Genomic DNA, 20134 nt, shown 5'->3' on the forward strand with positions numbered 1-20134 from the left:
TTGTGACAAAACTCAAAAAACTTATTCCTAATTTCCGATCGCCAGCCTATGTTCTGGTCGGGGAGACAGCCCGGAGAAACTGGTGGCTGATTGGGATGAACCTGATTACTAATCTCGTCAGTGCTGTCCTAGAGGGCAGCACCCTAGGTGTTATTTATCTGGCCGTGGGTTATCTAACCGGGACTGATGACCCTGGAACAGATACACCAACTAATCCCACAATAGCTCAAATCCTTGCTAAGATTCTGCCTTTGCCACCAGAGCAAATGTTTTTAATATTAATCTTTGGGGCAGTGGTGCTGCAAATCGGCTTAAGTCTCAGTAACTATCTCAATAAGGTATCCACAGCTTACCTATCGGCCAAAGCACAGCCCTATGTGACGGGGAAAGTGTTTGAACGGATTATGACCTTTAGCTATGGCTGTGTCAGCCGCTATAAGGTCGGTGACCTAGTACTTTTTACCAATGATGCGGCTTTCGCAGTCGATCAAAATATCACACAATTCAACAATCTGGTGGTGAGTGTGTCATTCTCCTTGGTGTACCTGGTTATTATCGTGGGTCTATCCCCAATCTTGGCAGGGGCGGCAACGGTGCTGATCCTGGCGGTGGCTTATGTGCAGTACAAGCTGATTCCCCGATTACGACGAGTGGTAAAGCGGGTGACCGCAAGCCAGGTGGAGTCGGCTAAGTATATTACTCAGAGCATCCAGGCATTGAGGTTGTTGCATACCTTTGGTACCCAGCCACAGACACTAACGGGGGCAAATCAGATATTAGGTAAAATCGAGAAACAACTAAAAAAGCGGGCATTGGTCTTTTACCTGCCGGAGCCAATTTTAGAGACTTTGCCCATGGTAGCCCTGGGAATTTTGGCGGCTTCCGCAGTACTATTTGAAGGGGGTAAGGCGACAATCCTACCCCTGTTGTTGACCTTTTTGCTGGCCTTGCAAAGGTTATCGGGGCGCTTGAGAGCAACTTCAAACACAATTACAGCTTTTGTGGATAACAGCGCCCGGATGGTACGGTTAGAGACAATTTTAGACCAGCGGGATAAGGTATTTGAGCACTCGGGCACTGAGCCGTTTACACGGCTAAGGGAAGATATTGAGTTTAAGTCTGTAAGCCTTTCTTATACTAACGATGATAACCTTGCCTTGAACAATCTCACCTTTACTCTGCCCCGACATCAAGTAACTGCCTTAGTCGGGGAGTCGGGGGCAGGTAAGTCTTCGATTATAGATTTGTTCATCGGACTGTATCAACCGACGGCAGGACATATTCTAGTCAATGGTCGTCCTCTAGCAGACTATTGCTTGGAAGACTGGCGGCAACAGATCGGGGTGGTCAGTCAAGATACGTTTATTTTTAATGACAGTATTTTAGAAAATTTGCGTTACGGTCGTCCCTCAGCAAGCTTGGATGAGGTGGTGGAAGCAGCGAAAGCAGCCCAAGCCCACAAGTTTATTTTAGCGTTGCCTGATCGGTACGAAACGGTGGTGGGTGAGCGGGGCTATAAACTCTCCGGTGGACAGCGGCAACGATTGGCTCTGGCACGGGCATTAATTAAGCAGCCAGAGATTTTAATCTTGGATGAAGCCACCAGTGCCTTAGATAGTGAATCAGAGAAGTTGATTCAGCAGGCATTGGAACAGTTCCAGAAGGAACGAACAGTGATTGTGGTGGCACACCGACTTTCGACCATTGCTGAGGCTGATCAAATTCTAGTGCTAGAGCGGGGACAGCTTGTAGAGCACGGTACCCATAACTCGCTTTTGCATCAAGGTGAGCGCTATGCACGCTATTGGCAGTTGCAGAGTAGCCAGGTGGCAGCTTAAAACAGTAGCTTGAGGCAGGGCTGTTTCATTCTTGACCCTAAAATTGATCAGGGAGTGGGGAGTGGCTCACAGGGGTAGGTTTTTTACATTTGGGTCGGGAATCGGGAATCGGGAATCGGGAGTCGCTCATCAGGGTAGGTTTTTAACTTTCACCTCAGGTGTGGGGTGTGGGGTATAAGAAAATGTACCATTATTGTCGTTAAAAATCATCAAGACAATAAAAGTACGTACTCGCCCCTTTGTAAAAAACCTACCCTTGTAAGGGGCATCCTGCCCGCCCGAAAATATCCGGTGCCCTTGACCCATTAAGAATTTAATTCGCTAACGGAAAGCGCACCTAAAAACTATTAAAATCATTCCATTATTAAGCAACGCCTCAGCTCCTGTATTTTTCTAATCATTTTTATAATCACCCGTTCTCCCACACCCTACCAAGTTCACCAGGTTGCTTATCACCCAGTCAGGTATCTAAATGTAGGTACAGACGTGAAATAGATTCAACATTTCTGGTGTATTGTTATGTCTTGGAACACTCTCAATATTACTTCCACTGCTGAAATTGTCAGCTCTATTAGGGAAAAGGGCTATTACTTCGCAGAAAGTGCATTAGATAAGATAGAGGCTGACCGGCTCTTAGAAGAAATCGACTTTGATGAGATTCTGATCAATAAAAATGACCTAGGTGTGGTTTGTTCAGGAAATCAGAAGTTTTTGAGCCATTGCCTGGCAAAGTCGAAGCGAGCCTACGATTTGATTACGTCTCAACAGGTTTTAGATGTTTGTAATGCCTATTTAAAAGTAGGATATCAGCTGATAAATCACAGGTTCTGTCAGACCCGTCGAGGGTTTCATATGCCCTGGCACACAGACAATAATCTGCTGTACGGTAGTCAGTTTTTGGGTAAGCACCAGATGCAAGGTCTGGTATTTATTATATATCTTTCCGAGCCAAATTTAAGCCCGTTTCAGTATATTGAGGGTTCCCACCTTTGGTCATCAAAGTATGACGATGAGATTTATATCAGCGATCGCTGGGTTCAGACGCACTATCAGCAGGATATCAGAACCTTTGAAATAAAGAAGGGCGACCTCATCATCTTTGATTTGCATGGTATTCATCGAGCACGCCCGTTTAAAGACAGACATCATGTTCGAAATATTTTTCAGTTCCAGGTCGAGCAAATTAAAGATGAATATCTTGGCCATGGAGAGCAAAATCTGGTCAATGCTGGGTTTATCGATAACCCTAGTCCAGACCTTTTCAACTACTTAGGATTTGGGATTCAGCGAAACTATCCAGTCTTTCCAAATAGTTCAATCGCAACTATGGCTATGCCAGAGCTAATGAAGTTATATAAGCAGCTTTTGCTCCTGACGCTTAAGGCAATCACTAGGAACCTAGCCAAAGGGCTGCTAACTGGAGAATGGCAAGTGAGTTTAAAACGTAAACTATGGCATCCTAAATTGCCAAGTTCAAACAGCAGAAAGAGTTGATTCAGCAGGCATTGGAACAGTTCCAGAAGGAACGAACAGTGATTGTGGTGGCACACCGACTTTCGACCATTGCTGAGGCTGATCAGATTTTAGTGCTAGAGCGGGGACAGCTTGTAGAGCATGGTACCCATAAGTCGCTTCTGCATCAAGGTGAGCGCTATGCGCGCTATTGGAAGTTGCAGAGTAGTCAGGTGGCAGCTTAACGGTTTAAGGGATTTTATGAAACTTTTTATTACAGGAATTTGTGGCTTTGTGGGTAGTACCCTGACTAAAGCGTTACTTGACCATAAAGCAGATTTAGCCATTACGGGTATTGACAACCTATCTCGGTCAGGCTCTTGGCTAAACCGTGAAATTTTGACTAAACAAGGGGTGAAGGTGGTTCATGGTGATATTCGTAATGCCAGCGACCTGGAAGCTAATGGTCCGTTTGACTGGGTGATTGATTGTGCGGCGAACCCCAGTGTATTGGCAGGGGTTGATGGTCAATCGAGTAGTCGTCAACTGATTGACCATAACTTGGGTGGTACGATTAACTTGCTGGAGGCGTGCAAACGTTGGAATGCAGGTTTCATACTGCTCTCAACCAGCCGGGTATATTCGATTCCACCATTGGCACAATTAAAGGTAGAGGTGCATGACCGGGCTTTTCGACCTTGTGTAGATAGCTCTTCTAGTTGGCCAGTGGGATTGAGTGAGCAGGGGATTAGTGAAGCATTTTCAACGGCTCCGCCGGTCTCGCTGTATGGTTCAACTAAGCTAGCATCAGAAACACTGGCACTGGAATATGGGTTAACTTTTAATTTTCCGGTGTGGATTAACCGCTGTGGAGTAATGGCTGGTGCTGGACAATTCGGTCATCCAGGACAGGGGATTTTTGCTTTTTGGATTCATAGTTTCCGCGAAAAGCGAGCGCTCAAATATATTGGTTTTGGCGGTAATGGCTATCAGGTAAGGGATTGTTTGCATCCTCAAGATTTAGTCCCTTTGTTAGAGCAGCAATTTAGTGAGCCATTAGTGACGAATAAACCCCGAACTGTGAATTTAAGTGGTGGGGTGAGCAATAGTATGTCACTGCGGCAATTAAGTGATTGGTGTGAAGATCGCTTTGGGGCTAATAAGGTACTTCAAACCGATATAGAACGACCTTTTGACATTGCTTGGATGGTGCTGGATGCCGCGAAGGCAAAACAGGTGTGGGAATGGACTCCACATACAGAAATTAATCAAGTGTTACAAGAAATAGCCAAATTTGCAGAAGCAAACGAGAGCTGGTGTAGAGTGTCTGCTTCAGGATAGTCCAATGTCAACTGAGTCATTATTTTAATAATTTAAACTTATGCTCCTTATATTCGCTTTCAAATAAAGGGAGACTTAAGTGATTCACCACTCTGGCGGGAAAAGCGTCCAGAGTTGCTTGCACCAGTCCTTAAATTTAAGAAGATGGAGTAATACAATGGGAATTGTAAGAATGGGTGTACCCGAAGAGCTTGTGCTCAAGTTAAATTCTGTTGCAAAGTTGGATACATTTATAGAAACAGGAACATTTTATGGTCATACAGCGGCATGGGCAGCAAAACATTTCGATCACGTATTTACGATTGAAATTGACAAACAGATATCCGAAACAGCCGCTGCAAATATGGGTAACTCCCACATAGTCAACTATCTAGTTGGAGATAGTGCGAAAATTTTGCCTAGATTGGTTACACGTAAGCATTCAGGTGATGGGGTTGACAAAAAGGGAAGGATGAGTAGTAGTGTAGAACCATGGAAATCAAACCACCAGCTATCCCAAATAGCTTTGAAGCTCTGGAACTGCTGCCCCAATCAGTTCTGGTGGAGCTGGTGCTGCAACTGCCAACTAGGGAATTGAACAACTGATTGGGGAGGTGGAACGCCTCAAAAGTCTGTTGAACAAAGACAGCCAGACTTCATCAAAACCCCCATCAAGTGATTTAATCAGAAGGTCAGAGAAAAAACCGTCGAAGGAATCAGATTCCGAGAAACGAAAACCAGGAGGACAACCAGGACACAAAGGGAAAACCCGAAAAGGATTTGGGCGGGTTGACCGATATGTAGTAGTCGAACCTCAAAGAAGTCCTAACTGTCAGGGAAATCATTGGGAAAGTAGGGATTGCTCAACCCGAAGCTATGTGGTGGCTCAACTGGTAGAGCATCCGATCGAAATTGTAGAGTACCAGCATCAGGCAAGGATATGTGATCACTGTGGGACTGTGGTTGGGGGAGAGTTACCCGAGAATGTCATTGCAGGACAAGACAAGGAGCGCGTTCCTTGCAGGCAATGCTGGCGAAAGTTGGGACACTACGGTCATTTGTCTTATCAAAAGCAACAGGAATGGTTGCAAGAGTTTGGGAACATCGAGGTAAGTTTAGGAACTAAAGATGCCACCACCCGGCGGGTCGCCTCTGCCGTTACTCCACAAGTGAGTGAATTAAAAGAGTGGGCCCGTGAATCAACCTCATGTCCACGTTGACGAGTCTCCATGGTTGGTCAATGGGGTGAAAGAATGGATGTGGGTGCTTTCAGGATACGGATATAGTTTGTTCCATGCCGGGGACACTCGTTCAAGAGCCGAACTTGAATATCTACGTAGGTCTTGTTTTGCAGGAGTCCTCAGTTCCGACGAATAAGCGCGTCTACAACGGTTATGAAGTTGCAGCGATCACAAAAGTGTCTGGCTCATCTACGACGACATTTTCAGCAAGTCGCTCGTCTGAAACAGCCTCACCAACTTCGCTTGGGTCAAGCCTTTATTGAGTTGATTGATGAAGCTTTTGCCCAACACCGTCAGTGGCGTGAGACTGGTGAGGCATCAGTTTATGCTTCTTGGGCTGAGTCTTTCAAGGGGCGAGTAACTGAGGCAATTGAGAGCTGGAGTTCAAAAGCTGCAAATCGCTGCGGGGTTGTTGCTCAAGTCTTGTCTTGATGCAGTCGCTCATGGGGGGAACCCCCAAGACCGCGCTGCATCGCTGAGGCACAAGTCCGAGCAATGGTGGTATTTCCTAGACTACCCACAAGTCCCACCCGATAATAATCGGGCAGAACGCTCTTTGCGTTTGGCAGTGACTAAGCGTAAAGTCGCAGGGGGGTCTCGCTCCTGGAATGGGTTTGAGCGTTCAGCAACAATATTGACGTGTGATTCAGTCAAGTCGTGCTAAGCGGGCGTAATACCATAAAGTTCCTGAGTCAGGCTGTGTCCTTAGCAGTCAGGCAGCGTTCTCACGAATTGTCTCTGATTCCGCTTTTGAAGTGAGTGGGGTGACTTTGTCAATCCCTACACCTGAATGCTTACGGTTACACAGTTAAATTCACCAGCTTTCTTCTGGTTAGATGGTCACTATAGTGGACCAGGAACCGGTGGGGAGAGCAATGAATGCCCATTATTATTAGAGCTTAAGCCAGCATTAGCCATTTCTGGATCGGTTATAATGATTGATGATGCAAGATGTTTCTTAGGACCTCCTCCTCCTCCTCACCAATCATCTCATTGGCCTCGAATCGATGACATTTTTCACCAGATCAAACAACTCGCTCCTACCTATATCACTACAATACAGGATGATGTGATCATTTCAGTGCCTTCTGAACTCAAGATGATCCTCGACGAAGATTGGCTGGGGAAGTTTAATCTTCGCTTTCACATCCATCAATCAAAAAGCAGGTGGCAAGACAAGTTGAGACATTTGTTCAGGTAATTTTTATAAGTAAATATATCAAAAGTGACCCAATTAAAAATGAAAAGCCCAATCAAATTGTTTGCAAGGCCCATATTGAAGACTTTACGTTGGAGCTATCAACCTGTTATCTCTGCGATCACTTATAGGCATTTTGTGCAACAGTTCGATGAATTCCAACGAATGGTAGGATATAAAGAGATTGATCTGGCCATCAAATGGAAAGAGCGTTATCCAATCCTAAACGAGAATACAACAACAACAGCTTTTGAACCGCATTATACCTTCCATCCAGCCTGGGCAGCACGGATACTAAAGCAAATTAACCCAACAAAGCATGTTGACATCTCATCAAGTTTAAGCTTTGTTACTTTGGTTTCTGCTTTTGTTCCTGTTGAATTCTATGACTATCGACCTGCTGAACTTAAATTATCAGGGCTACAATGCCGGAAGGCAAACCTCACAGACTTACCCTTCCCATCGGAATCAATTTCGTCAATTTCATGCATGCATGTGATCGAACACATCGGCCTTGGCCGTTATGGCGATCCTTTAGATCCCATAGGTGACTGTAAAGCAATTAAGGAATTACAGCGTGTTGTAGCTCCTGGAGGTAACCTCTTAATGGTTGTACCGGTAGGGAGGGCAAGAGTACAATTCAACGCTCATCGCATATATGACGCCGGTCTTCTAATGAATCACTTTACTAATTGGTCTTTAGCTCAGGGTTATTTCATTCTGGATCTAGGTAACGAGTTTACAGTCTTTCAGCCATCACTAACCGGAATTATCGAAGGCTGAAAAGACGTATCCTCGTAAATGCATAAAATATTGCAATTTAGAATGAAACAGCCCTGGTCTTTAGCTAATTTCTCCTTGGTAGATGATGAAGGCAAATTTTGGGAAGATACTGAAGTATCTCAAGCGCAAGGATTGAGCTATGGATGTGGTTGCTTTTGGCTGCAGAAACCTGAAGGATAGATTTCATAGTTGGTTATGCTTATTATACAAGCTGGAAAATATGGAAGGCTGGGAAATAGATTAATCTTATCTGCCCACCTACTAGCTTTTGCACGAGAATATGGTTATTATTTCATAGATTTTGGCTTCGATGAGTATTCGGATTTTTTCTCTTCAAGCAACAATAGACCAATCTTATCTTGGCCAAAGTTTCCAATAGATGTTCCCTTTGCCAATACAATAAGAACAAATAGCTTTAAATTAAGTCGGCATATAACAGTTGGAGGCAGGGCTCAGAAAATTTTTGGTGCTTTCAATTGGTTTGAGCAAATTTATTTAGATTCTTTGATGGATGAAGTGAGTCTAGATTTAGAAGAAAATCAAGAGCTAGTAGAGCGATTGACTAACTCAAAATTCATAGTTTGCGATGGATGGTGGATCAGATCAAATAATTTAGTAAAAAAACATTCAAAGTTTTTAATTGATTTTTTTCAGCCAGTTACAGCTATTCAAATGAGAGCCAAGAGGCGAGTAGAACAATTAAGAGACAGAGTAGATTATTTAATTGGAGTACATGTTAGACGAGAAGACTACCGGGATGTGGCTCCACATTTAGTATTTGATGATCAACACTGGAGAGAAATTTTAAAGCATCTCAAGAGATTATTTTATCCTCAAAAAATCCATTTTATAGTTTGCTCTAATGAGGCTTTAGAGTGGGATAATATTGAGGGGATTAGCTATACATTTGCAAAAGAAAGTGCAGTTATAGATATGCATATCTTAGCTTTATGCGATTATATTATTGGACCTCCTAGTACTTTTTCAGAGTGGGCTGCATTTATTGGAGGAGCAAAACTTGGTGTTTTACGTTCCAAAAATATTGAATTCGATATTGGCAAATTTTCATTTGTTGACTTTCCTATAGGTACTCGAATTTAACTACAAACTATATAAAAAAATATGTATAAAATTTTGTACGACTTCCTAATTAAAGCTTCTGCTAATAGGAAGTCACAATCAGCATTGGAAAAAACTACTTATTTTCTTCAAAGCCTGATGGGAATTGGTACAGGTGGTAATACCTCTAATAGTGGGGAGAGAAGCTGTATAGAATTTATTATTAAAAATTTTGAAGAGCCATATTGCATTTTTGATGTTGGGGCCAACAAAGGTCAGTATTTAGAGCTTTCAGTTAAAACACTTAAAAATAAGAAATATAAAATTCATTGTTTTGAGCCAGGCAAGTATACCTTTAAACAACTTCTCAAAAAGAGTGATCTTAGTAATTCTATTTATTTTAATAATATAGCGCTTGGAAAGAGTTCAGAGCAATTGAATCTGTATTATGATAACCCTGGTTCTGGAGGAGCCTCATTCACAAAGCGAAACCTGGAGCACTTTAACATGAATTTTAACCAATCGGAAGTTGTAAGTGTTAGCACACTAGATAACTATTGTGCTGATAACAAAATAGAGAAAATTGATTTGTTAAAGCTGGACGTTGAAGGCCATGAAATTGATGTTATAGAAGGTGCAAGTAATTTATTAAGTAATAGTAGAATTACTATGATTGTTTTTGAATTCGGAGGATGCAATATCGATACAAAAACTTTTTTCCAGAATTATTATTATTTTTTTGATAAATATGATATGAAAATTTTTAGAATAACACCATCAGGCTATCTATATCCAATTAACTCCTATAGAGAAATTCTTGAGCAGTTTAGAACAACTAACTTTGTAGCTATGAGGTTGTAGAAATATTATTAGAATATGATGAAAAAATCTCTCTAAGTAGGTAGACAAAATTATTTGTATATAAATATGCATGTGATCCCTTGATAGCTCTACTACATAAAAATAAAAAATGTACAATTAATTCTGTCCAGTTACTTAAGTGTCTTAAAAATGTAGATATTTCAATTAGCAAACTAAGCTTTTTACCTGCTCGTAAATTATTACTATTTACAATACACAACTTGTTGTCGGAATCACTGCTTATCGAGAAGGAAAGCTATTGCAACGAGGATGGGAAAGTATAAAAAACCAAACCTACTCCGATTGGACTGGCTTTTTAGTTCTGGATGGTGGTGCAGATGAAGAAACTACTCAAATTTTTGAAAATATTCATGATCCCCGATTAAAGAAGATAAAACTTGAGAAGAACACTGGTCCTTATGTACCACGTGATATCATCATGGAAAATGTCCAAGATGGCATTATGCTCTTCCTCGATGCAGATGACTATTATGATCCAGATGCTTTTGCTTTAATCCAGAATTTATTCGAGGATGATTCTGTCATGTGGATCTCTGGATCAGTACGACTATTTTGGGAGAACAATCAGGGTATTATTGTCCGTGAAGAGATAGTTACTGGCCAATACAAAACACCTGAAGAGTTTGTAAAAACTTATGTTTTCCCTGGGCTTGCAATCTTTCGTAAATCTGTCTTCGAGCAATTGGGCGGGTACGATCTTGAATTAAAAAGCACCCATGCAGATTTTGATTTTATGCTGAAGGTACTTGAACGCGGTTTTCCTTCTCGCCATACAGAAAGAATTATTTTACATAAGCAGGAACGTAGTAGATCTGTTTCGCGTTCTCACAATCACAATATGCATATAGTGCGTGAAAAAATTATTGAGAGACATCCAATTACATTTCAAAATGAGCAGTTACGGCGCTCATTTCTCCATTCTGCCTATTTGATCGCAAGTCGAGGCAACTTTTATGCAGGAAATCGAGAAGAAGCGTCTCGCTTAGCCAAATATGGCAAAAACTTTGGAAATGCCTCTGATTACTTTCCACTACAGTTTGCCAATCTTATTCCCAGATGGTTAACTAATTTAGTATTGATAAATAAAAGTTTTTATAACGGACTTCAATCAAGAATTGGCTTAAGAAGCAAACTCAAGAAACTTTTCGCCTCCTAAAGTCATCTCTTGCTTCGCTAGATTACATAACTAGTTTTATGGTTGGCTATTGCAAGTTGACTCTATGCTAAACCTGACCGAGCGTCAACAGACATCGTCTCAAAATTTATGCAACTCAAAGTCCTTTTTGTGTCAATTGCACCACCTGAAAATCATTGTGGTGTAAGGGTTGTTATGTATCGCCATCTAGTTGAGCGAGAGCCTTTTGAGGTTTTAGTTGCAACTAATGGGGAATATGCATTAGAACCGCAGCCTCACATCTTCCTACAGTTACCTTATTGGTTACACCGTTTACGCAAAACCAGGCTTGGTCCTTACTTTAGTCGATGGATTACTGATTTTGAAAATCTCATTTGGCCCTTACTTCCGAATCGCTGTTTAGATAAAGCGATCTCTCAATTTCAACCCAATGTCATCCTGTTCCTAGCAGATAACTCTTTGGGGTTAATAGCTCGACGTGCAGCTGAGAAGCATGGTTTACCGCTAGTGGGTTTGTTCCTGGATTGGTTTCCTATCATGGATGGTTACTATGGCAATGCTCGATCCCGTAATCTCCTCAGCGAGCGCTTCAGATCGCTTTATGCTGCCTGCGATCTGGCATTCTGTACTAGTGACGGAATGCAGGAGATTTTAGGGTCACATCCCAATTGCCATGTGATTTACCCTATGCCAGGGCAGCACACAATTCCAGCTCAGAGCTATCCACCTTCAACTGGAAAGTTTCGGTTAGTCTATGTCGGCTCTGTAGAAAAATTCTATGGCAGAATGATCTGTTCACTGATTGAGGAGTTTGAGGGGTCAGCTGAACTAGAGCTAATTATCGTAGGACCGAATGCAGATTGGGACCAAAAAATCCTTGATCACGCCAAGGAGAAAGGGATTTATCTGGGTTTCAAGACACCCCCCGAAGCCGCAGAAGTCTTGGCTGGAGCAGATGCACTTCTTGTTGTTATGAGCTTTGAGGAGAAGTACGAGTTGTTCATGCGCACCAGTTTCACGACAAAGTTCTTAGATTACGTTGCCTTCAGCAAACCGATCATCCTGTGGGGACCTGAGTACTGTACGCCTGTCCGAGTTGCCCGTGAGCAAGGCGGTGCAATTGTGGTGGCACAACCTGACGCAAAGGGAGTGGTGAATGCCTGTCTTAGACTGGCTTCCGATACTCAACTGCAGAGTAAGATGATCGAGCAGGCCAAGAACCTGCATCAGAACCTGTTTAATCCCAATCGCCTGCAAACAATTTTTGTCACTGAAATTGAGAAACTCGTTGCACCTATTCCCCCAAAGGATCTTGCTATGCTGGCCAAAAGAAAGGCAGATTGACCTTTTCTACGGCAATCCTGACGAATTTATTCGTCAGTGCTTATCCAAAGTCCATCTATAACCCCATTGCCATGGGCATTCGCTTATGAAATCTGCTTGCCTTGCTATCCTGAACTACAACGGAATTCATCACCTGGAACACCTGTTGCCCACCGTTGAAGAAGCGATCATCAACTATTCTGGTCTGTGTCGAGCGATTGTTTTGGATAACTGTAGTACAAAAGGAGATGTGGAATGGGTGCGATCGCACTTTCCCTCAATTGAGACAATCTCAGCCCCTACCAATGACTACTTGTTTTCGTACAACTGGTTGTTACCTCAATTAGAAGAAGAAATAGTCGTTTTACTCAACAACGATCTGCGACTATCCCCGAATTTTCTGTCCCCGCTCGTGCAACACTTCGAACACGATGACGTTTTTGCGGTTTCAGCGACATCATTGGATTGGGAGGGAAAAGTTTACACGTGTGGCCCCTCACGATTAACCCATCGACACGGCTGGTATCAATGGAATTATGATCCTCAGCGACAGGAACAATGCCATACCTTTTTTGCCTCAGGGGGGTTTTCAGCAGTTGATCGCTGGAAGTTTTTAGAGCTGGGTGGTTTCAATAAGTTATTTCACCCTGCCTACTGCGAAGATCTCGATCTCTGCTTTCGCGCTTGGAGAAAAGGATGGCGATCAATCTTTGAACCAGACAGTGTAGTATTCCACCGTGAACACGGCTCCTGGGATGCACAAACGCTTTACAGCCCTGCCCCCCTAGCTTTTCGCGGTCAACTGCTCTTCACTTGGTTTAGTCTACCACCAGCAGCTAGCCTCCCAGAACGCTATGCCATGTATGTCTGGGTATTACTGTTGAATCTGCGTGGTAGACAAGCATGGTGTCTCAACGTTTGGATAGGAGTGTTATTAACTTACTGTACTTTATTCAATCAATATTCCTGGATGAAAGCTACACCAGTGGAATTAAAACGTATTGAGCAGTACTTGTGTGAACCTATTCCAATAGCTATGAAGGCTTAATCCATTAACTTGTAGATAAAGAAATAACCTGACGTAATTTAATTGTGGATTTAAAACCCAGTATTGTTCATCTCACAACAGAACTTTCAGGAGGCTCAGGAGTAGCAGCTCAAAGATTGCACAAAGCCCTGCTGAAAAAAAGCATATCTAGCCAACTCATTTTTCGCAAAGGCTCTACATCCCTTCCTCATAGCATAGCTGATCACCGTTATTCCTCACTACCTTGGCGCAACTTAGACTCAGTAGCCATCAGCAGACAATGGAATCGCTCCGCTAACAATAGGAGTATGTTCACAAGTCCCCAATGGACTTACAAAACTCAACTCAAAGACTTTGGTAAACCACCAGAAATTGTTAACTTACATTGGATATCTCGTTGGATCGATAAACCTAGCTTTTTTAGCAGTCTTCCATCTGAACTTCCTGTTGTGTGGTCACTCCACGATATGAATCCTCTGACTGGAGGCTGTCATCATGCCCTAGATTGCGATCAATTTACCAATCATTGTTGTAACTGTCCTAGTCTGAAAAAATCTGGGAAACGTGATCGAGCATGGAAAAACTTTGAACTTAAAGCCAAACTTTATCAGCATATCAATCTGCATTTTGTCGGTAACAGCACTTGGACAACACAACAAGCTCAAAAGTCTGCCCTTGGTAAATATGCTCGTTCTATCCGCACCATCCACCTAGGAATTGATACCAATGATTATCAACCTATTGATCCATCCATTGCCAAAGCTGCTTTACGAGTAAACCCCAATGATTTTGCGATCGCCTTTGCTTGTGCTGATTTATCTGATAAAAATAAAAATTTATCCGTTTTACTAGAAGCAATTGATGAGTTGGCAAAACATTACTCTATCACTTTAATTCTATTCGGATCGGGTCAAATTCCAGCTTTAAATAATCAAATTACTACCCTAAATCTAGGACGTTTATCTTCTCCTCACCTTCAGAGTCTTGCCTACTCAGCAGCTGATATATTTGTTATGCCCAGTCAAATCGAATCTTTTGGCTTAACGGCTCTTGAATCTATGGCTTGTGGCACACCTGTATTAGCATTTCGCACAGGGGGAATTCCCGATGTGGTTATTCATGGAGAAACAGGTTGGTTAGCTGATGAAGTTGGTTCAGCTCAATCACTCTATCAGGGACTCCATTGGATGGTAAAACATTCCCAAGAACGATCACATTTTGGAAAAGCAGCTCGTGAGAGAGTGGAGCAAAAATTTACGGCTGATTTAATGGCTAACAGTTATATCAATCTTTATCAGGAGCTTGTTAAAAAGTGAAACTGGTACTTATCCGCCCTTCTTTTCAAGACTGGTGCGGTAACAGATTATTTACCCAGGGAACTTCTTTTAATTCTGTATATCAAGAAGCATTTACCAAGTGGAAGCAAGTAGCAGCTAAAGCTGGATTTCAATTAGATACGTGGGATCAAGCACCCCTTGAGCAGGCTGACATTTTCTGGTTTTTAGATCTACCGCCATCCTACAGGGAATTTGAACACATTCGGACTCAATTAAGACCAGATGTTCCTATCATTCTGCAAATTCTAGAGAGTCCCATTTTAGATATTCATGCTTTTGCACGAAAGAACATCCAAAACTTTGATGCTGTTCTCAGTTATGAACATCCTGATGTTATTGCTAATCAACCAGGTTATTTTCACTACCAACTTCCCAATGAACCAACTTTGCCAACAACTAATTTATCTTATGCAGAACGCAAAGGTCTTTTACTAATAAATAGTAATCGTGTCGAAGGGTTTTGGGGAATGCGACAGGTTGGATTAGCTGGAATTCCCGGTTTGGGTAAGTTTCTATCGGGCTGGCATTGTTCACCTTCAATGTTTATAGAAATTTTAAATGGCGAACTCTATTCGCACCGGAGAAATATAGCTCAAATAGCTGAACAAGTTGCACCAGAATTCCTCGATATTTATGGACGTGGGTGGAATGGCGAACAAATTTCTTGGTGTCCTCTATATTCTCAACCAAAATACTCGTGCTGGCGAGGTTTGCCGAAACTTTCTAAGGTACAGCTATGCGAAAAATACCGATTTGTTCTCAGCTTCGAGAATTTTAGAGGAAACCGAGGGTATATCAGCGAGAAAATTTTTGACCCAATGTTTGCAGGAGCAGTTCCTGTTTATCTAGGTGATGAACGCATTACGGATTATGTAACTCCTAATACTTTTGTAGATGCCAGGAATTTTTCCAACTATAAGGAGTTACTAAAGTATCTTATTAGTTGCTCTGAGCAAGAATGGTTAAAAATGCGGGAAGCTGGACAGGAATTTATTATAACAGAGTTGTCTCAGCCTTTCTATTCAGAAAATTTTATCACCAGTGCTATGAATTTACTGGAAAAATTTATTACCAAAAATGCATATTAAAGACTTGAAGTAACAGCTACGTAACTCTGAATTGTTACGAACAATTTATGCTCAAATTCGTAGTTCTGGTAACTCTATAAATTTAAAAGGTAAAGATAACAGTATTTACAGGTCTCAAGCGATATTAAAATCCTGCAAAATTCATGTGGAAGGTAATCAAAACACAATATGCATTGATAGAGGAGCCTATTTACAAGAAGTTAAGATACATCTTAAAGGTGACAATCTTAAACTTAATATAGGTAGAAGTGTATTTATAGGAAATGGATCTATTCTTTGGATGGAAAATTCCAAAAGCTTATTAGATATTGGTGAGTATAGCAGTCTAGAAAAAGTTGGTATTGCAGTAGCTGAAGGCAAAGATGTCATGATCGGAAAAGACTGTATGTTTTCCTATGATGTTGATATTAGATGTAGTGATTCTCATGGTATTTTTGATCTTGAGACTAAGTCGAGGATTAACCCTGCTGCCAATATTTTGATTGGGGATCATGTCTGGATTGGTGCAAAGTCTATGATTCTTAAAGGAGCTAATATTGGCTCTGGAACAGTTATAGGTGCAGGTTCAATTGTTACTAAAAATGTAGATAATAATTCAATTGCAGCAGGTATTCCTGCACAAATATTAAAAAGTAATATTATCTGGGATCGATCCCGATATCTTGACAAAGAAATTTAATAAATTTTAAAGATTTTATATAATTGTCAAGTTCTCATTTTGCCAAATAAAAAAGTTTTATATATACATAAATTTGCCATGAAAAGTTTGTATATTCAACGTCAAAAAATAGACAATAAAAAAGGTTTAAGAAGTCTAGTAGGAGATGTTTTAGAGAATTACTATACATGTCAGTGGATAAAAAAAGTTCGCTATTTATCTAGTTTTCTATCTTCTAATGATAATTTTCAAACGGTGAAACAATCCTCTTTACAATTTGGTGCACTTGTATATGATTCTTGTAATATCGGCGATGAAATACAAACAATCGCGCAAATCACAAATCTTTCCAAATATTCTATAGACTTTTATCCTTGTCATCGCGAGTTTTTGGATTCGACTCCTTTCCCACAAAAAACTATTTTGATGATGAATTGATGGTTTACTCATCTACCCAGTAATTGGCCACCTTCATCAGAGATTTTGCCAATATTTTCAGGTTTTCATGCTAGTAACCTTAGCTTAATTGATAGTAAATATTATTCATATTACAAACAGTGGTAACCTATTGGATGTCGAGATTCAAGAACAGTTAAGGAATTTAACAAGATTAATATAGATGCCTATTTTTCAGGATGTCCTACTATTACTCTGAAGAATCCAGAAATAGAAAGAACTGACGAAGTTTTAGTCGTAGATGCTCATTTGAAGAATGCAGCCGGTCATATACCAGACACAACGCAATTATTAAGATCTTTAGTTCCTAGCTACATATTAGAAAAAGCGAAATTTTTAACGCACAACGTTGAGCCTTATAAATATCGTTGGCATGGGTACAAGCTAAATCGTGCTATTGATCTCTTAACTTATTATGCTAAGGCGAAGTTGGTAATTACTTCACGCCTACATTGTGCGCTACCATGCCTCGCCTTTGGAACACCTTGCGTTTTTATTCATAAGAATTTACACACGGACTTTAGACTGAAAGACTATACTAATGTTTTAAATGGCTATGATTCGCCTTCAGATACAGTTAAAATTAACTGGGATTCTCCTGAAGCTACTGATATTTCTGAATTATATAAGATTACAAAAAACTCTATAGACAGTAAATTATCAGACATATTACTTAAAGTACCTTTCTACGGATAATAACTGCAGAAAAAACATGACCCTAGGAATCATAACAGCTTGTTACAAGGCTGACTACTTTATGGTGAAAGCAACCTGTGCAAGTATTCGCTACTATTTACCTGAAGTACCAATCTGCGTAATTGTTGATGGAGATTTCAGTATTACAGAAATTGAAGAACTTTACAATGTTCAAACACTACATACCTCAGAATTTAAACATTCAATTTTGCGAGAGATATGTCCTGGTTCTCCTAGAACAAAGCTTGCTTCTATTTGGGAATCACCTTTTGATGAGTTTTTGTGTATAGATTCTGATATTGTTTTTTGGGGAAATGTACTTTCAAAAATAAATCTAAAACTTTATGATTTTGTAATTCTCTCTAATCTATTGTCTTCGATTAAAGATAAAGAAAATATTAAGCAATTCTTCTTTGATACGGACAAATTAAATAATATAGATCCTGATTTTCAATGGCTCAATCGCCCTTTCTTTTGTGCAGGAGCATTTGCAGCAAAGAAAGATTGTTTGGATCTTGATACATACATACGTCTAGAAGAGTTTTCCAGAAAAAATCCCGGAACCTTTAACTTTGCAGAGCAAGGAATATTCAATTACATGGTTTTGAAGGCAGCGGATCAGAATACTCTGTCTATTTCTGTTGCTGATTTACAATATATAGTAGTGGATCACTCTAAAGAAAAAAGTAGAAAACGTTTTTTTAGCCCTTCAATGTTTCCACCTAAAAATATAAAATAACCAACCTTAATTCATTTCTGTGGTAAAAAACCTTTTCTTCAAAATTTAAACTCTTATTCATATCCATTTACCCAATTTCGCTTACAACATTACAGAAATTTGTTCTCTGTCGGAGCATTTGGCACTTTAATAGGATTGCTATTTATTTTTCATGAAGAATTTAATGTTATGAAGCCACGCTTGAGGCGGAAAGTGTTTAAGATAAATAAAATTATTGGGTAGTTACAGAAACATCTAATGTCAGTAATAGAAAAGATACCCATTTCACAAAAATCCTAAAATTATTTTACTATTAAGCAAAATCTGTGGTTTTCTATAGAGAACTCAATGTGTGAAAAAACTCTCCCAATTTCAGTTGTTATTCCTACTTGGAAACGCACAACTGTATTGCTGGTAGCACTTAAGTATATTTTGAATTGTTCACCACGTCCGGCGGAGATCCTGGTTCATATAGATGCTGGAGATCAAAAGACAGAGCAATGTCTGAGGCAAGTATTTTCTCAATCGCCAGTACATTGGTTTCAAAGTAATACAACTCAAGGACCTGGAGGTGGTAGAAATCTGCTTATTCGTAAAGCCAGTTTTCCTCTAATTGCTTGTTTTGACGATGATTCTTGGCCTCTAGACTCAAATTACTTTCAAATCGCAGCTGATTTATTTGCAGCCCATCCGGAAGCCGCTGTACTCTCTGCACAGGAAGTTAGACCTGGTATGAATTCTGTACCTACAGACAGTAAAATCGGTGAAATCGCCTGCTTCCAAAATTGTGCTTGTCTCATACGTCGTGAGGCTTTTTTGAACACTCGTGGCTACTTGCCCTTACGTTATGCCTACGGAATGGAAGAAGCTGATGTTGCCTTACAACTATTAGACTCAGGCTGGAATATACTTAATACAGCATCCCTACGAGTTTATCATGACACCGATCTGAAACACCATGGTAGCGTGCCAATCAACGCAGCTCATATTGCCAATACCGCTTTGCTTGCATATCTACGGTATCCTGCTCAAGCATGGCCATTAGGAGTTTTACAGGTTCTCAACCGAGTCAAGTATGCTGCAAGCATAGGTCGTTGGCGAGGTATTCAACAAGGTTTACTGCAAATCCCTGACATTATGTGGAAATATCGTAATGAACGTCAGACTGTAGGAATTGAAACATTGCGTTTAAGTCGTAAATTGTCTAGTAGTAAGTCACAAATAGAAACTGTCTGAACTTATTTCTTTGTAAGCCAAAAGTGTCAACACAAAAACATTGGATCTGCTGTCAAATCGGAGCAAGGGAACATTACGCAATCCCCAGATCCCTACATCAACAGGGTAATCTATCTCACCTGATTACAGACGCTTGGATTACTCCCCAATCTCCCCTCAACCATCTACCCAAAAACCTGCTCACCAGTTTACGCGATCGCTTCCACCCAGATCTTGCTCAAGCATCCACTCACGCCTTTACCAATTCCTTAATTCAACTAGAAATCCAGCAACGTCTCCAAAAAGTGCATGGTTGGGAGCAAATCATTGCCCGTAATCACTGGTTTCAACAAAACGCTGTCAACTATCTGGCAAAAATTGCTCCAAAATTTAATCAACCTCCCATTCTCTTTACTTACAGCTACGCAGCCTTAGATCTATTACAATTTGCCAAAGCTCAAGGGTGGCGCACTGTCCTCGGACAAATAGATCCAGGAATTGTGGAAGAAAAAATTGTTACCCAAGCCCACCGCCAACATCCCCATGATCAATCAACCTGGCAACCAGCTCCCCCGGACTATTGGACTAACTGGCAAAAAGAATGTCACCTGGCAGACCGGATTGTAGTTAACTCCACCTGGTCTAGCCAAGCCCTACAACAAGTTGGGGTACCCTCAGAGAAAATTGCCGTAGTTCCCTTGGCTTACA

General features: G+C 40.9%; 23 protein-coding genes. All 23 read left to right on the forward strand.

The window, feature by feature from the left end:
- The coding region (locus F6K20_RS03835; protein WP_502708807.1) for an ABC transporter ATP-binding protein at window positions 1-1838 on the forward strand (1838 nt) is incomplete at its 5' end.
- A gap of 519 nt (window positions 1839-2357) precedes the next feature.
- The gene (locus F6K20_RS03840) at window positions 2358-3332 is read left to right on the forward strand and encodes a phytanoyl-CoA dioxygenase family protein (RefSeq protein ID WP_009149825.1); all 975 of its coding nucleotides are present in this window, start codon (window positions 2358-2360) and stop codon (window positions 3330-3332) included.
- Window positions 3329-3535 carry a hypothetical protein gene (locus F6K20_RS03845; RefSeq protein ID WP_287254182.1) on the forward strand — a complete coding sequence of 69 codons (207 nt, stop codon included), beginning with the start codon at window positions 3329-3331 and terminating at the stop codon, window positions 3533-3535. The genes F6K20_RS03840 and F6K20_RS03845 overlap by 4 nt, the downstream gene beginning before the upstream one ends.
- Window positions 3536-3551: 16 nt before the next feature.
- Complete coding sequence (locus F6K20_RS03850) at window positions 3552-4631, forward strand: NAD-dependent epimerase/dehydratase family protein (protein ID WP_287293820.1); 1080 nt, start codon at window positions 3552-3554, stop codon at window positions 4629-4631.
- A gap of 157 nt (window positions 4632-4788) precedes the next feature.
- On the forward strand, window positions 4789-5208 hold the full coding sequence (locus tag F6K20_RS03855; protein WP_287293821.1) for an O-methyltransferase: 420 nt from the start codon (window positions 4789-4791) through the stop codon (window positions 5206-5208).
- A 16-nt stretch (window positions 5209-5224) separates the two neighbouring features.
- Window positions 5225-5830: a DUF6444 domain-containing protein gene (locus F6K20_RS03860; protein ID WP_287293822.1), complete on the forward strand. Its 606-nt coding sequence runs from the start codon at window positions 5225-5227 to the stop codon at window positions 5828-5830.
- 174 nt (window positions 5831-6004) lie between these two features.
- On the forward strand, window positions 6005-6283 hold the full coding sequence (locus F6K20_RS03865) for an IS66 family transposase (protein WP_287293823.1): 279 nt from the start codon (window positions 6005-6007) through the stop codon (window positions 6281-6283).
- Entirely contained in the window at window positions 6264-6515 is a 252-nt protein-coding gene (locus F6K20_RS03870) for an IS66 family transposase (protein ID WP_502708809.1), read from the forward strand. The genes F6K20_RS03865 and F6K20_RS03870 overlap by 20 nt, the downstream gene beginning before the upstream one ends.
- Window positions 6516-6641: 126 nt before the next feature.
- Window positions 6642-7052 carry a hypothetical protein gene (locus F6K20_RS03875; RefSeq protein ID WP_287293824.1) on the forward strand — a complete coding sequence of 137 codons (411 nt, stop codon included), beginning with the start codon at window positions 6642-6644 and terminating at the stop codon, window positions 7050-7052.
- Between the two features lie 24 nt (window positions 7053-7076).
- Window positions 7077-7832 carry a class I SAM-dependent methyltransferase gene (locus F6K20_RS03880; protein WP_287293826.1) on the forward strand — a complete coding sequence of 252 codons (756 nt, stop codon included), beginning with the start codon at window positions 7077-7079 and terminating at the stop codon, window positions 7830-7832.
- A 195-nt stretch (window positions 7833-8027) separates the two neighbouring features.
- The gene (locus tag F6K20_RS03885) at window positions 8028-8933 is read left to right on the forward strand and encodes an alpha-1,2-fucosyltransferase (RefSeq protein WP_287293828.1); all 906 of its coding nucleotides are present in this window, start codon (window positions 8028-8030) and stop codon (window positions 8931-8933) included.
- Between the two features lie 21 nt (window positions 8934-8954).
- Window positions 8955-9752 (forward strand): FkbM family methyltransferase, encoded by a 798-nt coding sequence (locus tag F6K20_RS03890; protein WP_287293830.1) that lies wholly within the window; start codon window positions 8955-8957, stop codon window positions 9750-9752.
- A gap of 232 nt (window positions 9753-9984) precedes the next feature.
- Entirely contained in the window at window positions 9985-10929 is a 945-nt protein-coding gene (locus tag F6K20_RS03895; RefSeq protein WP_287293845.1) for a glycosyltransferase family 2 protein, read from the forward strand.
- Window positions 10930-11058: 129 nt separating this feature from the next.
- The gene (locus F6K20_RS03900) at window positions 11059-12252 is read left to right on the forward strand and encodes a glycosyltransferase (protein WP_287293833.1); all 1194 of its coding nucleotides are present in this window, start codon (window positions 11059-11061) and stop codon (window positions 12250-12252) included.
- Window positions 12253-12337: 85 nt separating this feature from the next.
- Window positions 12338-13279: a glycosyltransferase gene (locus F6K20_RS03905; RefSeq protein ID WP_287256332.1), complete on the forward strand. Its 942-nt coding sequence runs from the start codon at window positions 12338-12340 to the stop codon at window positions 13277-13279.
- A gap of 44 nt (window positions 13280-13323) precedes the next feature.
- Window positions 13324-14574 carry a glycosyltransferase gene (locus F6K20_RS03910; protein ID WP_287293835.1) on the forward strand — a complete coding sequence of 417 codons (1251 nt, stop codon included), beginning with the start codon at window positions 13324-13326 and terminating at the stop codon, window positions 14572-14574.
- Window positions 14571-15683, forward strand: coding sequence for a glycosyltransferase family 10 domain-containing protein (locus F6K20_RS03915; protein WP_287293836.1), 1113 nt, complete (start codon window positions 14571-14573; stop codon window positions 15681-15683). The genes F6K20_RS03910 and F6K20_RS03915 overlap by 4 nt, the downstream gene beginning before the upstream one ends.
- 31 nt (window positions 15684-15714) lie before the next feature.
- Window positions 15715-16362 (forward strand): acyltransferase, encoded by a 648-nt coding sequence (locus tag F6K20_RS03920; RefSeq protein WP_287293838.1) that lies wholly within the window; start codon window positions 15715-15717, stop codon window positions 16360-16362.
- A gap of 39 nt (window positions 16363-16401) precedes the next feature.
- The gene (locus F6K20_RS03925) at window positions 16402-16779 is read left to right on the forward strand and encodes a hypothetical protein (RefSeq protein WP_287293840.1); all 378 of its coding nucleotides are present in this window, start codon (window positions 16402-16404) and stop codon (window positions 16777-16779) included.
- A gap of 129 nt (window positions 16780-16908) precedes the next feature.
- Complete coding sequence (locus tag F6K20_RS03930; RefSeq protein WP_287293847.1) at window positions 16909-17493, forward strand: polysaccharide pyruvyl transferase family protein; 585 nt, start codon at window positions 16909-16911, stop codon at window positions 17491-17493.
- Window positions 17494-17509: 16 nt separating this feature from the next.
- Window positions 17510-18232 carry a hypothetical protein gene (locus tag F6K20_RS03935; protein ID WP_287293842.1) on the forward strand — a complete coding sequence of 241 codons (723 nt, stop codon included), beginning with the start codon at window positions 17510-17512 and terminating at the stop codon, window positions 18230-18232.
- A gap of 327 nt (window positions 18233-18559) precedes the next feature.
- Window positions 18560-19447, forward strand: a complete 888-nt coding sequence (locus F6K20_RS03940) for a glycosyltransferase family 2 protein (protein ID WP_287257114.1) — start codon at window positions 18560-18562, stop codon at window positions 19445-19447.
- 23 nt (window positions 19448-19470) lie between these two features.
- Window positions 19471-20134 (forward strand): glycosyltransferase family protein (locus F6K20_RS03945; protein ID WP_502708808.1); only part of this gene is annotated, 664 nt, incomplete at its 3' end.

Source organism: Moorena sp. SIO2C4 (assembly GCF_010672485.1).
Taxonomy (GTDB): Bacteria; Cyanobacteriota; Cyanobacteriia; order Cyanobacteriales; family Coleofasciculaceae; genus Moorena; species Moorena producens.